2 tRNA genes are annotated in these 256 nt (G+C 50.8%); both read right to left on the bottom strand.

The features are described 5' to 3' along the window. Window positions 1-74: 74 nt before the first annotated feature. Window positions 75-150: transfer RNA gene (locus tag B5P40_RS32185), tRNA-Ala, on the bottom strand. A 9-nt stretch (window positions 151-159) separates the two neighbouring features. Continuing rightward, window positions 160-233: transfer RNA gene (locus B5P40_RS32180), tRNA-Pro, on the bottom strand. Window positions 234-256 lie beyond the last annotated feature (23 nt).

Below are 256 nucleotides of genomic sequence, written 5' to 3'. Positions count from 1 at the left end.
TAGTTTGTCTAGCATCTAAAAATAAAAATTGACGTTCACGTTGTTTGTTTCGTTCAGTTTTCAAAGAACTTTTTTGGTGGAGCCTAGCGGGATCGAACCGCTGACCTCCTGCGTGCAAGGCAGGCGCTCTCCCAGCTGAGCTAAGGCCCCAAACAAGTATCGGGAAGACAGGATTTGAACCTGCGACCCCCTGGTCCCAAACCAGGTGCTCTACCAAGCTGAGCCACTTCCCGAAAAAAACGCGCCCGAGAGGAGT

The sequence above is a fragment of the Bacillus sp. SRB_8 genome, from assembly GCF_003264205.1.
GTDB classification, from domain to species: domain Bacteria; phylum Bacillota; class Bacilli; order Bacillales; family Bacillaceae_G; genus Bacillus_A; species Bacillus_A mycoides.
Note: the sequence above shows the minus strand (reverse complement) of the source record. Positions and strands in the feature narration are given on the sequence as shown.